This is a genomic window from Mycobacterium sp. NGS16, assembly GCF_059813225.1.
This window is the reverse complement of sequence record NZ_JCALEE010000008.1, coordinates 24,978-38,852: the sequence shown is the minus strand read 5'-3', so window position 1 is coordinate 38,852 and position 13,875 is coordinate 24,978. Positions and strand designations below refer to the sequence as shown.

Sequence of the window (13,875 nt, the reverse complement as noted above, 5' to 3'; positions counted from 1 at the left end):
ACAGGAGACTCTGATGGCTCTCACCCCCAAGGACGCGTTCAACGCCGTCCGTGACATCGCCACGCACGCCGTCGAGAAGGCCTCCGACATCGTCGAGGACGCCGGCGACATCATCCGCGGCGACGTCTCCGGCGGGGTCAGTGCGATCGTCCAGGACTCCATGGAGATCGCCACGCACGCCGTCGAGCGGACCAAGGAGGTCTTCACCGACCGGGACGGGGCCGACGAGGTCGACGAGGTCTGAGCCTTCAGACCCGCCGGCGCTCCCGTTCGGCGGCCAGTGCGTCACGCACCACGTCGTAGGCCATCGACGGGCTGTAGCCGCGGCGGGCCAGCATCGCCACCAGCCGCCGGGTGACGCGCACGTCATCCTCGCCGAGGGTCTCGCGACGGAGTTTGCCAACCACCAGCTGTTCCGCCCGCACGCGCTCGGCGCCGGCGTCGATATCGGCCAGTGCCCCAGCGATGACATCTTCGGCGACGCCCTTGGTGCGCAGTTCGGCAGCCAGCACCTTTTTGCCCTTGCCCGCGTGTTCGCGCCGGGAGCGCACCCACTGCTCGGCGAAATCAGCGTCATCGATCAGGCCGGCTTTGGCCAGCCGGTCGAGCACCCGAGTGCTGACGTCGTCGGGGTAGCCCCGTTTGGTCAGCTGCCCGGCGAGCTCGGCACGGGTGCGCGCCCGCGCGGTGAGCAGGCGAAGGCACAGTGACTTCGCCTGCTCCTCACGCTTGGGTTCGGCCGGCTCAGAAGTCGACGGGAGCGGGCAGGACGTCATCAGCCAAACCATCGGTCAGCACGGCACCGATGCCGAGCTTCTCTTTGATCTTCTTCTCGATCTCGTTGGCCACGTCGACGTTGGTCAGCAGGTAGTTTCGGGCGTTCTCCTTGCCCTGTCCGAGCTGTTCACCGTCATAGGTGAACCAGGAGCCGGACTTGCGGATGAAGCCCTGGTCCACGCCCATGTCGATCAGCGAGCCCTCGCGGCTGATGCCGCGGCCGTAGAGGATGTCGAACTCAGCCTGCTTGAACGGCGGGCTGACCTTGTTCTTGACCACCTTGACCCGGGTGCGGTTGCCGACCGCGTCGGTGCCGTCCTTGAGCGTCTCGATCCGCCGGACGTCCAGGCGAACTGACGCGTAGAACTTCAAAGCCTTTCCGCCCGTGGTTGTTTCAGGCGAATTGTGCACCATCACTCCGTCGACGAAGTAGTTGTGGTTGCCTTCCACCTCGATGTCGAAACGGTGCATCGATCGAGTCGGCGGCTTGACATGGACATCGAGCACCCGAGCCGGCACCAAATGCTGGGTAGGTTCGGCGAACTGCGGCGTCAACGTGCCTTGACCGCGGAACCGCGGCAACAGCTTGTACTCCATCGACGGTGCCATGTAGGGCGCCACCAATTCCTGGAACTTGGCCGTGGCGGCGGTGGAGAACACCAACACCGCCTTGCCGGCCGATCCGGACAACCGCAGCCGCACATCCAGCCCGTGAGTGTCGCGCAGGTAGTCGCACAGCCGGGTTCGGGTGCCTTCCGACATGGCCTCCACGCAGATTTCGATCCGTCCGCTACCACCGGTGGTACGTTCCTGCAATCCCTTGGAGCGCAGCGAGAATGAGCCATCATCCATGTACCAGATGGCCAGCGCCAACGGGGTGAGTGCCTTGAGGTAGTCCTCGGAGAAGAACTTCTTGCCATCCCCGAGGTACACCGCGCGCTGCAGTTCGCCCAGTTCGGGAAGCGGAGTGAAATCGACGAAGTGCGAACCCGCAGCGTTCTCCCGCTTTGAGTGACCGATGTTGCCCATCAGCGCGGTCTTCCACTGCAGGTATTCCAGCTGCTTGGCGCCGTGTCCCAACCGGAACCGGACGCCGTTTCGGTCACGCCGATTGGGTGAGAGGTTTCCATCACCCATCAGTGAACCGAGGACGACCTGGAATTGCTGGTCGCTGAGCAGGTGCGGTTCAGCAGCCAGGACCCGGTCGCCGGCGATCAGTTCGCCGGCCTCGGTCCAGCCGCCCGGGGTGCGGATCAGGTGGTTGGGCGTCGCGGCGAACTGCGATTTGCCGTTACCGCCGGACTTCTCGACGGTGAACTGCAGGAACTTCTCGGCAGGCCCGTTGTCGAACCAGTTCACGATCTTGCGCGGCACCAACTGGTCGGCGATGGGGTCGTAGGACAACACCTCCACGTCCATCTTGTTGTTGACGATCTTGCCGATCTTCTCGGTACTGCCGTCGGCAAGGGTCACCCGGGTGGAATAGTTCATGCACCCGAACATCACTCCGATCTTTTCCCGCAGCTGGTTGATGAAGATCGCGGTGGTGCCCGAATTGTTCAGCGCGCCAGTCATCTTCCGCAGCGCCTGGCTCATCAGCCGAGCCTGCAGGCCGACGTGGCTGTCCCCCATCTCGCCTTCGATCTCCGCGCGCGGCACCAGGGCGGCCACCGAGTCGATGACCAGGATGTCCAGCGCACCGGAACGGATCAGCGTGTCGGCGATCTCCAGCGCCTGTTCCCCGGTGTCGGGCTGGGACACCAGCAGCGAATCGGTGTCCACGCCGAGCTTCTTGGCGTACTCGGGGTCCAGCGCATGCTCGGCGTCGATGAACGCCGCGATCCCGCCGGCGGCCTGGGCATTGGCCACCGCGTGCAGCGCCACCGTGGTCTTACCGGAGGACTCTGGGCCGTAGATCTCGATGACCCGGCCCCGGGGCAGGCCGCCGATGCCCAGCGCCACATCCAGGGCGATCGATCCGGTGGGGATGACCGAGATCGGTTGCCGCACCTCGTCGCCGAGGCGCATCACCGAGCCTTTGCCGAAGTTCTTGTCGATCTGGGCCATCGCCAGTTCGAGTGCCTTTTCGCGATCGGGAGCTTGCGCCATGATGTCTCTCCTGTGGTTCGGTGTTCGGTTGACCGGTTCTCGGTCGGTTGGCCGTGACGCTAGTAGCAGGGTCCGACAACCCGGCGAACTCTCTCCACAGTAGGCGAACGGATGTTCGAATCAAGTCAGACACGCGGCGTGTCGGGGTGTCGATCCCAGGCGGAGTGTTACGCCACCTGCATCACGTGCGCCGAAGCCCCGATGGCGGTGTCCTGCGCGCCCATCATGGTGCGCATGAACTGCTCCTGCTCACGGCGCCCACGCAGCGCCGCGCGGTCTAGCCCGCCGGGCAGGGTCAGCGCCGCAAGACTGCGGGCCAGGTTCACCGGCAGACGCAATACCGGGTACCACGGCAGGACGAATCCCGGCAGCCCCAGTTCCCGCATCGCCCGCGGCCCCAGGAAGCCGCTGGTCACCGACAGGTGCTGCGCCCGGGCGATCCGACGCCGCACCCCGCTCATGCTGCGGTAGTGCCACTGCAGGGGATCGTCGGCCATCGGGACCGCCAGCTGCGGCGTGGATTCGTCGGGCGCCGACAGTGCGCCGAGCGTGTGGTAGAGCACCCGGATGGCGTCGCGGAAGTCGCGAGGCAGCCACTCGTCGTGCACCCCCATCAGCCAGCCGACGTAGCGGGTCAGGTGGGCGATGGCGTCAAGCTCGGCAGGGGGCAGCACCAGCCCCATCCCGAGCCCGCCCGCCGGCGGCGCGATCAGCGCACCCACCAGGGTGGCGGCCATGTCGGTCTGGTTGACCGGCAGGCCCCATTCCTCGCCGCGCCAGTCCGGCAGCGCGGCCACGTGCCGCCGGACGTACTCGTGGATCAATCGGACCCGGATGGTGGCCTGGTAGCCGACGCCGAGGGGCTCCAGGCCGCCCTCGGCGGTGACGTCCAGGGCCCACTGCAGCGTCTCGGCGAACCGCTTGTTCGAGCCCTTCTCCAGCACGCCGGTGCGCAGCAGGGTCTTGTTGAACGAGGAGAACCGGTAACCGCCCAGCAACGAGACGTCCCGGGCGATGTAGGTGCCATCGGCCCCGCCGCGGCGCAACGCCCGCTGCCCGCGGCGCACCAGATCGAGATCGACCCAGTCCGGGATCGGCTCGAATTCGCCGAAGAACTCCCGCAGCGGCTCCGGAGCGTCGGGCACCGACGCCAGCCCGTGGGCCAGGATCCGTTCGAACAGCGGCCGCGCCTCGGTGGTGCTCGACATCCAGTCGACCAGCCGTCGCATCGGCTCGTCGCCGACGTTGAACCCCGCACCGATCTCGTCCCAGCGCTGCGGGGTCGGTTTGGCAACTCCGAGCAGACCGGCAAGCACCCGAATGCCGAACGGAACCGCCCCCGGGGCAGCCGGGTGTCGGGCGGGAATCGGCGAATTCATCGGGTAAGCCTCCAGCGCAACTTTGGATAACACCTGTGTTCCAAACGTAGGCCGCGGGTAGGGTGATGTCAATGAAACGCCCGGAAGTGGTGCGCGATTACGGCGGCATCAGCGCGGTCGACCGCCGCGCCGAACGCCGGGGCAAGCTACTGGCCGCCGGCCGGCGGATCTGGGGTGAATCCGGCCTCAGCGAGGTCACCGTCCGCGGCGTCTGCAGCGCCGCGGGGCTGATCCCGCGCTACTTCTACGAGCAATTCGCCAACCGCGACGCGCTGCTGTTCGCGGTCTCCGACGACGTCCGCGACCAGCTGCTCGACGCGATGGTCACCGCCGGCGTCGGCGACCCGGGCACGCTCACCGACAAACTGCGCTCCGCGCTGACCGCCTTCCTCGACCTCATCGCCGCCGACCCGTACATCCACCGCATCGCCACCAGCGACCTGTCCGGCGTCCCCGGCCTGAGCGAGCACCGCGCCCGCATCCTCGACCTGATCACCGATGCGGTCGTCGAGCACGCTCCCGGCGTCCTCGACGGCGAAGTTCCGCCGCCCGCGGAGTTACGCCGCGGTGCCTTGTTCATCGTCGGCGGCGTCAACCAGATCATCGAAGCCTGGCTGGACAACCCTGTCGAGTCCCCCGCCGAGCTGGCCGCCGTCTGCTCGGATCTGGCCGTCGCCCTGGTCCGCAGCATCGTGCACCCGCACGATCACGCTCACCACTGATCGCGCGGCACGTCGAAGTCCGCGCACAACGCCCACCACACGTCGCGGGGCTCCACCCCGTCCTCGATCGCCTGTGCGGCCGTGCGTCCGCCCACCGCGGACAGCACGTGATCGGTCAGCACCGTGGCGCCGTAGGCCGCCCCGAAGCGCAGCGTGACCCGCTCGTGGAATTCGGTCAGGCGCACGCGTCCCAACCTACTCAGCGCACGAAAGTGCCTCGTGACACACCCGCACCGGGTCGGCCACGTCGGCGGCCCCTTCGGCGGCCCGCCGCGCGGCGTCGCGGTAGCTCGGCGATGCCAGCACGGCGTTCACCGCCTCGGTCAGCGCCGCCGCGCTCAGCGGCCGGATCAGCCGCCCGCTGCCCTGGCGCACCACCCGGTTGGCGATCTCCCACTGGTCGCCCCCGCCGGGCACCACCACCAGCGGCAGCCCCGCCAGCAGCGACTTGGCCACCATGCCGTGCCCGCCGCCGCAGATGACCAGATCGGCGCGGGCCAACAGGTCGTCCTGGCGTCCCAGCCCGGCAACGGCCCACGGCGGCAGGGTCAACTCGGGGCCGTTCAGCCGCGATACCGCGACCCGGGCGCCGTCGGGCAGCCCGTCGCCGGGCACCAGGTGCTGCAACGCCAGCTCGGCCAGCCCGGCCGTCCCGGTCGCCGCCGTGGACGGCGCCACCACCACCAGCGGGCCCGGACCCGGGGGCACCCCGAGCAGCTCCTCGGTGGGTTCGAAGTGCAGTGGTCCGACGACGACCGCCTCGGCAGGCCAGTCCGGGCGGGGCACCTCGAGCGCCGGCAACGTGGCGATCAGGCGCCGCAGCGGCCCGGGGTCGTGGTCCGGCAGACCGATGCCGGCCCGGGCCGCGGCGCGCTGCCGCAGACCGGATCGCACCGACCGGGCGGTCAGCGACCGCATCACCGCATCCCGCACCCGGCCCCGCACGCCCCGGCCGGGCGCCAGCCCGCTGCCGATCGGTGGCAATCCCCTCGACGGGAGGTAGAGCGGGTGCGGGCTGAGTTCGACCCAGGGGATGCCGAGCAGTTCGGCGGCCATGCCCCCGCAGGCGGTGATGACGTCGGAGACCAGCAGGTCCGGCGCCAGCGCCCGCAGCTGCTCGCGGTTCTGCTGCGCCATGCGGGCCGCCCGCTGATGCAGCTTGGCCCCGTCGTCGGTGTCGTCATCGGCGGCGGTGGCATCCAGGCCGAGCAGCTCGGCGGCATCCACTCCGGCGGCGCGCGCCGTGTCCAGCCACTGCACCCCGGTCAGCAACGTCGGCGTGTCCCCGGCCGCGCGGAAGCGCCGGCACAACGCGATCGCCGGGAATGCGTGGCCGGGATCGGGTCCGGCGACTACCACGATGCGCATCGGCCTACCGTGCCACAGCCCCGCAGGCCTAGGCTGGCAGGCATGACCGAACCGAGTGTCCAGCAGACCGAGACGGCCGCCAACATCCGTACAGTCGAGACGTTCCTCGACGCCCTTGCCGACGATGATCTCGACACCGCGGCCGCGGCCCTCGCCGAGGACGTGGTGTATCAGAACGTCGGGCTGCCGACCATTTACGGGCGCAGCGCCACCATCGGGGTGTTCCGCCGAATGGCCGGCCGGGCGGCCTTCGATGTGAAGATCCACCGTATCGCCGCCGACGGCTCCGCGGTGCTCACCGAGCGCACCGATGCGCTGACCTTTGGTCCGCTGCGGCTGCAGTTCTGGGTCTGCGGGGTGTTCGAAGTGCGCAACGGACGTATCACGTTGTGGCGCGACTACTTTGACTTCCTCGATATGTTCAAGGCGACGCTGCGGGCGGTCGCGGCGACCGTCTTCCCGTCGCTACGCCCGACGCTGTAGAACGTAGTGAACACGCGCCGACGCCCCAACGCGCTCCAATACCTCCGGTACTGCTACGGGCGCCCACTGCCGCCGGAGCTGCGGGACTGGGTCCGCAACGACCTGGCCGGCCCGGGTGCCACCGTCCGGATGATCCTGCGCGCCGTCGTGCCGACGACGCTGATCCTGATCCCGTTCTGGCTGTTGCCGGCCGACTTCCTGACGCATGTCACCATGACGTTTCCGATCTGGTTCATGGTGATCCTGTTCGCGCATGCGCTCAACAAGGTGTGGCGCAAGCACATGCTGCGGATGCACGGCCTCGACCCCGAGCTCGCCGACGCACGCAAACGCGAGCGCGACGCCCACATCCACCGGTCTTACGCCGAACGCTACGGCGCGCGGCCGGAATCAGTCGATCAGCGCAGCGACGACATCTAGACGCGGGGCAGCTCGGCGAGTTCGTCGAAGGCCTGCGCCCAACCGAGCATGCGATCGGTCGCGTTGGTCAGCTCCTCGCGGTACCGCTGTTGGGACATCGGCGAATTCACCGGATCCCCCGACGGTGTCGACGACCCGTCGTTGGCTGAGGCGACCAGTTGCGCTGCGGCGGTGACCATTTCGTTGTATTGCCGCACGCCGGCACTCAGCTGGGCGGTGAACGCGTTGATCGTCGGCACCAGGTATTCGCTGGACTGCGCACTGTGCTGCACAGCCCGTTCCATCGACACCACCTGGGCGGCGGTGGCCGCCATCGCCGACGCCGCCCCGTTGACGGCGGCGGTCAGCTCGGCGATCTCATCGTCAGGCAGCAGCCGACCGCGCTCCAGTACGCCCAGCAGCGACACCATGCCGCGCTCGGAGGCGCCCAGCGCGTACATCGCCGGCCGCGCCGCCGAACCGGGCGGCGGCAGGCGCCGTGCGGTGACCGTGCGGACAGCCGGCAGCGGCACCGCGCGCAACCAGCGATACCGCAGTAACAGCAGCGTGGCCGGGGCGGCCGCGCCGGCGGCGATCAGCCCGGTGATCAGCAGCACCCAGACCGGGGTCGCCCATGACGCCAGCACGGCCGTCACCAGCACCCAGAACCCGCAGGCAGCCGCGAAGAACAGCCCCAGTCGCAGCGCCCATCGCCGCTTACGGAGCAATCTGGCCCGCGGGTCGGCGATCGCACTCAGCTTGTCGGCGAGGATGTCGGCGGCCTCGCTGGCACGGTCGACGGCGCGCTGCAGCAGGGCGCCCCGGGCACGGCCTCCGACTCGCACGGCCATCGGCTACCGGTCCAGCGGATTCTCGGGTGTGGGGCTGGCACCCGATTGCGGAGCCGCCGGAGTGGGCGGGGTCGGTGCGGCGGCGGTGCCGCCGGTCGGCAGCGACTCCCCGCGCATCGAGGCGCGGATCTGCTCCAACCGGGAATGGCCGGCCATCTGCACGCCGGCCTGTTCCACCTCGAGCATCCGGCCGGCCACCGTGCCCTGCGCCAGCTCGGCGGCACCGATCGCGTTGGCGTAGCGCCGCTCGATCTTGTCCCGCACCTCGTCGAGGCTGGGGGTGGTCCCGGGTGCGGCGATCTCACTCATCGACCGCAGCGACGCGCTGACCTGCTCCTGCATCTTGGCCTGCTCGAGCTGGCTGAGCAGCTTGGTGCGCTCGGCGATCTTCTGCTGCAACACCATCGCGTTCTGCTCGACGGCCTTCTTGGCCTGCACCGCCGCGGACAGCGCCTGGTCGTGCAGGGTCTTGAGGTCTTCGACGCTCTGTTCGGCGGTGACCAGCTGAGCTGCGAACGCCTCTGCGGCGTTGTTGTATTCGGTCGCCTTGGCGGTGTCGCCTGAGGCGGTGGCCTGGTCGGCCAGGGTGAGCGCCTGACGCACGTTGACCTGAAGCTTCTCGATGTCGGCCAACTGCCGGTTGAGCCGCATCTCCAGCTGCCGCTGGTTGCCGATCACCTGGGCGGCCTGCTGGGTGAGTGCCTGGTGCTGACGCTGCGCCTCTTCGATCGCCTGCTGGATCTGCACCTTCGGATCGGCGTGTTCGTCGATTTTGGCGTTGAACAGCGCCATCACGTACTTCCACGCCTTGACGAACGGGTTGGCCATCAGTCAGCTCCGTCTGGTTGGTCGGATGCGGTATGCCGCTAATTTATCGGTTCGACTGTGCTCGGGTGGAGCTTCGACACGTCACGCCGAGGCCATCGCCCGGATCGGTGGAATCACCACCTTGGTGCTGGCGTCGATGTGGGTGACCCCGATGTTGCGCTCGGCCCGCTCGGCGCGCGCCACCCGGTTGCCGGCATCGAAGAGCACCGCCGACAACGGGATCCGCAATGCCGCGCAGATCGCATTGAGCAGCTCGCTGGAGGCTTCCTTGCGGCCCCGCTCGACCTCCGAGAGGTACCCCAAGCTGACCCGCGCCGCGTCCGACACCTCGCGCAGTGTGCGCCCCTGCGCCGTCCGGGCCTGGCGCAGCACCTCGCCGACCGATTCCCGCAGCAATGTCGTCATCGTGCACTCCTTAATCGGATCAAGCTGGAACACCGACAGTCACCAAGCTCAACGCCGCGACCCTCATCCGGGTTCCCGGCTCGTCGGTTTCATCGGCTCTGCTCCGTCGAACCTGGCTGAACCGCTGAACCGCCGGTCAGCTCCGGTCCGGTTCCCTCAGATCAGCCACCGCCGACATCACGTAATCCACGCCGGTCACCACCGTGAGCACCACAGCGGCGGCCATCACCACCCAGGCCGTCACCAGCCAGGGACCGGTCAGCGGCAGGACCAGCAGCCCAATCCCGACCGCCTGCACCAGCGTCTTGAGTTTTCCGCCGCGGCTGGCCGGGATCACCCCGCGGTGCAGCACCGCGAACCGCAGCACAGTGATCCCGATCTCTCGGGCCAGCACCAGCACCGTCACCCACCACCACAGGTCGCCGAGCATCGACAGCCCGATCAACGCGGCACCGATCAGTGCCTTGTCGGCAATCGGGTCGGCCAGGGTGCCGAAGTCGGTCACCATTCCGTAGTTGCGGGCCAGGGCACCGTCGAGCCGGTCGGTGACGATGGCCACCGCGAAGATGACGAACGCCGCGATGCGGGTGTTGGCGTCATGGCCGTCCTGGGCGAACAGCGCCAGCAGAAAGACCGGGACCAACAACAACCGCATGACGGTCAGCGCGTTGGCCAGATTGATCACGGGGACGCGCGTCACCGCCGGACCGGTTTGAGGTTGCCCCGACACGGCAGACAGAATATCGGTTACCCAGGCTGGAGTGAGAAACCGATACTGTGCATCTGTGCACCTCGCGGCTGATCCGGCCCAGCGGCCCCTGATCCGCCGCGCGCGGACATCGGATGTCCCGGCGATCAAGAAGCTCGTCGACATCTACGCCGGCAAGATCCTGCTGGAGAAGAACCTCGTCACGCTCTACGAGGCGGTGCAGGAGTTCTGGGTGGCCGAGGACCCCGAGCGGGGCGTAGTGGGCTGCGGGGCCCTGCACGTGCTGTGGTCGGATCTCGGTGAGGTGCGCACCATCGCGGTGGACCCGACCTTGACCGGCCGCGGAATCGGGCATGCGCTCGTCGACCGCCTGTTGCAGGTCGCCCGCGACCTGCAGTTGCAGCGGTTGTTCGTGCTGACCTTCGAAACGGCCTTCTTCGCCCGGCACGGCTTCACCGAGATCGACGGAACGCCGGTCACCGCCGAGGTGTACGAGGAGATGCAGCGCTCCTACGACGTCGGGGTAGCCGAATTCCTCGACCTGAGCTACGTCAAGCCGAACACCCTGGGCAACACCCGGATGCTGCTGATTCTCTAATCGGCCAGGACGCCGGTTGCCCGGCGGGCCGAGCCGATGAGGAAGCTGAATTGCCCGTCGGATTCCATCCGGCCCTCACGCACGACGGCGAGGTCGGCGATTCCCTGTTTGCGGGCCTGCTCGCGAACCTGTTCCTCGGTGATCATCTCTTTGCGCATATTGGCGTAGAGGAATTCGCCGTGGTGAACCACCAGCAGCGGCCCGGGCCGCAGCAGCCTCGCCACGCCGGGCCAGCGGTGCGCCATCCAGTTGAGCAGGTAGGACCAGCCGATGATCACGCCGACGAGCAGGATGCCGTCGCTGATCGATCGGTAGCCGCCCGCCATCCCGTTCTGCGCGGCGTCGGCGATCAGCACCACGACGATCAGATCCGTGATGCCGTTGGTGCCCGCCTCGCGTTTCAATACCACCCGCAGTAACGCGTAGATCGCGATATAGATGACGGTTCCGCGGACGATGATCTCCGACGGCGGGGTATCGAAAGCAAACAGGCGTGCCCAATCCACGTGGCGAGATTACGCGCCCGGCCCGGTCCGCGAAAACCGCTGGTGTCCGGTCCGTGTCCGATCTGTGTCTTAGGGGTGTCTGCACCGGCCGGCTGCCGCTGAGTGGGACCCGCTCGGCGACCGTGTGGGCGGCCTAGAACTCGGCGTCGGAGTCGTCGTCACCATCATCCGGGTCGCCGCCACCGCGGATGGCCATCAAGGTGGCGGCCAGCTCGTCGGGCTTGACCAGCACCTGCCGGGCCTTGGAGCCCTCGGATGGGCCGACGATGCTGCGGGTCTCCATCAGGTCCATCAGCCGGCCCGCCTTGGCGAAGCCGACCCGCAACTTGCGCTGCAGCATCGAGGTCGAGCCGAACTGGCTGGACACCACCAGCTCGACGGCCTGCAGGAAGACCTCCATGTCGTCGCCGATGTCGGGGTCGACATCAGTGCGTTCGCCGCTCGGCTTGGCGGTGGTGACACCCTCGGTGTACTCGGGTTCGGCCTGGTCCTTGCAGGCGGTGACGACGGCGTGGATCTCCTCGTCGGTGATGAACGCGCCCTGCAGCCGGATCGGCTTGTTGGCGCCCATCGGCAGGAACAGCCCGTCGCCCATCCCGATCAGCTTCTCCGCGCCGGCCTGGTCCAGGATCACCCGCGAGTCGGTCAGCGACGAGGTGGCGAACGCCAGTCGGGACGGCACGTTGGTCTTGATCAGGCCGGTGACGACGTCCACCGAGGGCCGCTGGGTGGCCAGCACCAGGTGAATGCCTGCGGCGCGGGCCTTCTGGGTGATCCGCACGATGGCGTCCTCGACGTCGCGCGGCGCGGTCATCATCAGGTCGGCGAGCTCGTCGACGATCGCGAGGATGTAGGGGTAGGGCCGGTAGACCCGTTCGCTGCCCAACGGCGCGGTGATCTCCCCGGAACGCACCTTCTCGTTGAAAACGTCGATGTGCCGCACCCGGGAGGCCTGCATGTCCTGGTAGCGCTGCTCCATCTCCTCGACCAGCCAGGCCAGCGCGGCCGCCGCCTTCTTCGGCGAGGTGATGATCGGGGTGATCAGGTGCGGAATACCTTCGTACGGTGTGAGTTCCACCATCTTCGGGTCGATCAGGATCATCCTGACCTCTTCGGGGGTGGCTCGCGCCAGCAGCGACACCAGCATCGAGTTGACGAAGCTGGACTTGCCCGAGCCGGTGGAGCCGGCCACCAGCAGGTGCGGCATCTTGGCCAGGTTGGCGCTGATGAAGTCGCCCTCGATGTCCTTGCCCAGCCCGATCACCAGCGGGTGGTGGTCGCGGCGGGTGGACGGCGCGGTCAGCACGTCGGCCAGCCGCACCATCTCCCGGTCGGTATTGGGCACCTCGATGCCCACCGCGGACTTACCGGGGATCGGTGCGAGCATCCGCACACTTTCGGTGGCCACCGCGTAGGCGATGTTGCGCTGCAGGGCGGTGATCTTCTCGACCTTGACCCCGGGTCCCAGCTCCACCTCGTAGCGGGTGACGGTCGGGCCGCGGGTGCAGCCGGTGACCGCGGCGTCGACCTTGAACTGGGTGAGCACCGAGGTGATCGCGTCGGTCATCTGATCGTTGGCGGCGGTGCGGGTTTTCGGTGGATCGCCGGCGATCAGCAGGTTCAGCGGCGGCAGGGTGTAGGGACCCTCCACCACCCGGTCCAGGACGACAGTGGTGTCGGTGGGTTTGGCCGCTTTGGGCTGCTTGCGGCGGGCGGGCTTGGCCGGTGGCGCCGGCTCGGCGGGCGGCTCGTCGAGCGGGTAGTTGTCCAGCGGGGTGCGCGACTGCCAGTCCGGGGTGTCACCGGCGTCGTCGTTGCCGGCGCCGTCGTAGCCGGCGTCCTCGACGGCGCAGTCATAGCCGTCGTCGTCTTCGTCGTCGTCGTAGTAGTCGTCCTCGTAGCCGCGCGCGGTGAACAGGTCGCGCAGCGCCTCGGGGGCCTCGCGCAGCGTCGTTCCGGTCAACAGCAGCACCCCGAACAGCACGCCGATGCACAGCAGCGGCGCGGCGATCCAGGCGGTCAGCCCGTCGGCGAGCGGCCCGCCGATGACGAATCCGACGAAACCGGCGCCGTGCAGACGGCCGTCGGGGGTCTGCGGGGAACCGGACCACAGATGCCACAGCCCCAGGATCGGCAGCGCGACCATCGCCGATCCGAGGATCAGCCTGGGCCGGTTCTCCGGGTCGGGTTCGGTGCGCATCAACGCAACGGCGCCGACGCCGGCCAGCACCGGAAGCAGCACCACCGCCCCGCCGATCACCGTGCGCAGCCCGGTGTCGACCCATGCCCCGACCGGGCGCGCGGCGTCCAGCCAGCAACTGGCGGCGGTCACCACGGCCAGGCCCAGCAGGGCCAGCGCGATGCCGTCCCGGCGATGGCCCGGGTCGATGTCGTGGGCGCGGCCGACCGACCGGGCGGTACCGCCGGCCGCCTTGGCGACCATCAGCCAGCCCGCCCGGGCGGCCCTCCCGCAGGCCAGCCCCGCCCCGGCCAGCCCGGAGCGTTGCCGGCGCGGTGCCGGTTTGCGCCGTGCCGCCGCTGCGCGGGCCGGCCGAGTGGCGCGCGAGCCAGCCTTTGACCTGCTAGTTCGCGTTCCCGATCGTGCCCCGGTGCCACTAGCCGTCTTACTAGCCATAGCCGCAAGCCTAACCGCAATACCCTCATTCGCACCATCTGCCACACTGGTCACGGGTCGGGCGGTGCAGTGGTCACCCGCGTGGCACCGGTCACAGTGGGCCTGC

General features: G+C 68.6%; 16 protein-coding genes. 5 read left to right on the top strand and 11 right to left on the bottom strand.

Features of this window, described 5'->3' with window-relative positions:
* The first annotated feature begins 13 nt into the window (after positions 1-13).
* A complete protein-coding gene (locus AC5Y4Q_RS17155) occupies positions 14-244 on the top strand; it encodes an Rv1893 family protein (RefSeq protein ID WP_064921892.1) in 231 nt (76 codons plus the stop codon).
* A gap of 4 nt (positions 245-248) precedes the next feature.
* Here the strand turns inward: AC5Y4Q_RS17155 and recX are convergent, their stop codons facing one another.
* From recX to AC5Y4Q_RS17140, 3 genes are all read right to left on the bottom strand, one after another.
* Positions 249-779, bottom strand: a complete 531-nt coding sequence (recX, locus tag AC5Y4Q_RS17150) for a recombination regulator RecX (protein WP_109535668.1) — start codon at positions 777-779, stop codon at positions 249-251.
* A complete protein-coding gene (recA, locus tag AC5Y4Q_RS17145; RefSeq protein WP_064921890.1) occupies positions 745-2,886 on the bottom strand; it encodes an intein-containing recombinase RecA in 2,142 nt (713 codons plus the stop codon). Before recA ends, recX begins: the two co-directional genes overlap by 35 nt.
* Positions 2,887-3,053: 167 nt before the next feature.
* Entirely contained in the window at positions 3,054-4,265 is a 1,212-nt protein-coding gene (locus AC5Y4Q_RS17140) for an oxygenase MpaB family protein (protein WP_064921917.1), read from the bottom strand.
* A 71-nt stretch (positions 4,266-4,336) separates the two neighbouring features.
* On the opposite strand from AC5Y4Q_RS17140, the gene AC5Y4Q_RS17135 reads away from it, so the two are divergent.
* Complete coding sequence (locus tag AC5Y4Q_RS17135; protein WP_064921889.1) at positions 4,337-4,987, top strand: TetR/AcrR family transcriptional regulator; 651 nt, start codon at positions 4,337-4,339, stop codon at positions 4,985-4,987.
* Here the strand turns inward: AC5Y4Q_RS17135 and AC5Y4Q_RS17130 are convergent.
* Positions 4,978-5,172 (bottom strand): DUF3046 domain-containing protein, encoded by a 195-nt coding sequence (locus AC5Y4Q_RS17130; protein ID WP_064921888.1) that lies wholly within the window; start codon positions 5,170-5,172, stop codon positions 4,978-4,980. The two genes, AC5Y4Q_RS17135 and AC5Y4Q_RS17130, sit on opposite strands and share 10 nt — an antisense overlap.
* Positions 5,173-5,182: 10 nt before the next feature.
* Entirely contained in the window at positions 5,183-6,355 is a 1,173-nt protein-coding gene (locus AC5Y4Q_RS17125; RefSeq protein ID WP_064921887.1) for a glycosyltransferase, read from the bottom strand.
* Positions 6,356-6,397: 42 nt separating this feature from the next.
* Between AC5Y4Q_RS17125 and AC5Y4Q_RS17120 the strand changes: the two genes are divergently transcribed.
* On the top strand, positions 6,398-6,838 hold the full coding sequence (locus AC5Y4Q_RS17120) for a limonene-1,2-epoxide hydrolase family protein (RefSeq protein ID WP_125224601.1): 441 nt from the start codon (positions 6,398-6,400) through the stop codon (positions 6,836-6,838).
* A gap of 6 nt (positions 6,839-6,844) precedes the next feature.
* The gene (locus AC5Y4Q_RS17115) at positions 6,845-7,258 is read left to right on the top strand and encodes a DUF5313 domain-containing protein (RefSeq protein ID WP_064921885.1); all 414 of its coding nucleotides are present in this window, start codon (positions 6,845-6,847) and stop codon (positions 7,256-7,258) included.
* Here AC5Y4Q_RS17115 and pspM read toward each other — a convergent pair.
* The 4 genes from pspM to pgsA form a co-directional block, all read right to left on the bottom strand.
* Complete coding sequence (gene pspM / locus AC5Y4Q_RS17110) at positions 7,255-8,088, bottom strand: phage shock envelope stress response protein PspM (protein ID WP_064921884.1); 834 nt, start codon at positions 8,086-8,088, stop codon at positions 7,255-7,257. The genes AC5Y4Q_RS17115 and pspM overlap by 4 nt on opposite strands.
* A 3-nt stretch (positions 8,089-8,091) precedes the next feature.
* The gene (gene pspA / locus AC5Y4Q_RS17105; RefSeq protein ID WP_499959769.1) at positions 8,092-8,916 is read right to left on the bottom strand and encodes a phage shock protein PspA; all 825 of its coding nucleotides are present in this window, start codon (positions 8,914-8,916) and stop codon (positions 8,092-8,094) included.
* An 81-nt stretch (positions 8,917-8,997) separates the two neighbouring features.
* Entirely contained in the window at positions 8,998-9,321 is a 324-nt protein-coding gene (gene clgR / locus AC5Y4Q_RS17100) for a transcriptional regulator ClgR (protein WP_499959768.1), read from the bottom strand.
* A 136-nt stretch (positions 9,322-9,457) separates the two neighbouring features.
* Positions 9,458-10,051 carry a CDP-diacylglycerol--glycerol-3-phosphate 3-phosphatidyltransferase gene (pgsA, locus tag AC5Y4Q_RS17095; RefSeq protein ID WP_064921881.1) on the bottom strand — a complete coding sequence of 198 codons (594 nt, stop codon included), beginning with the start codon at positions 10,049-10,051 and terminating at the stop codon, positions 9,458-9,460.
* 55 nt (positions 10,052-10,106) lie between these two features.
* Between pgsA and AC5Y4Q_RS17090 the strand changes: the two genes are divergently transcribed.
* Positions 10,107-10,628: an amino-acid N-acetyltransferase gene (locus tag AC5Y4Q_RS17090; protein WP_109535664.1), complete on the top strand. Its 522-nt coding sequence runs from the start codon at positions 10,107-10,109 to the stop codon at positions 10,626-10,628.
* Here AC5Y4Q_RS17090 and AC5Y4Q_RS17085 read toward each other — a convergent pair.
* Complete coding sequence (locus AC5Y4Q_RS17085; protein WP_064921880.1) at positions 10,625-11,134, bottom strand: DUF421 domain-containing protein; 510 nt, start codon at positions 11,132-11,134, stop codon at positions 10,625-10,627. The two genes, AC5Y4Q_RS17090 and AC5Y4Q_RS17085, sit on opposite strands and share 4 nt — an antisense overlap.
* Before the next feature lie 133 nt (positions 11,135-11,267).
* Positions 11,268-13,769, bottom strand: a complete 2,502-nt coding sequence (locus AC5Y4Q_RS17080; protein ID WP_499959763.1) for an FtsK/SpoIIIE family DNA translocase — start codon at positions 13,767-13,769, stop codon at positions 11,268-11,270.
* Positions 13,770-13,875: the final 106 nt, after the last annotated feature.